Raw genomic sequence first — 259 nt, 5'->3', positions numbered from 1 at the left:
CCCTGCGCCTGCTGGCGGTGGCCAACGCCCTCGATGGCATGAGCCGGGCGGAAGCGGCACGAGCAGCGGGCATCGAGCGACAGGCGCTGTGCGACGCCGTCAAGCGGTTCAACGCCGAGGGGCTGGCCGGCTTGGTCGACCGCCCACCCGGCCGCCGGCCAGAGCGGTTGAGCGAGGGCGAGCAGGCGGTGCTGGTCCACCACATCCTGCGGGGGCCCGATCCCGACCGGGGCGAGCCCGCCAGCTGGACCCTGCCGGA

1 protein-coding gene is annotated in these 259 nt (G+C 75.3%); it reads left to right on the top strand.

Annotated elements, in window-relative coordinates; translation table 11 throughout:
• The coding region (locus tag MFF64_RS37015) for a helix-turn-helix domain-containing protein (protein WP_238194028.1) at window positions 1-259 on the top strand (259 nt) is incomplete at both ends.

The organism is Methylobacterium frigidaeris (assembly GCF_022179185.1).
Lineage (GTDB): Bacteria > Pseudomonadota > Alphaproteobacteria > Rhizobiales > Beijerinckiaceae > Methylobacterium > Methylobacterium frigidaeris.
Note: the sequence above shows the minus strand (reverse complement) of the source record. Positions and strands in the feature narration are given on the sequence as shown.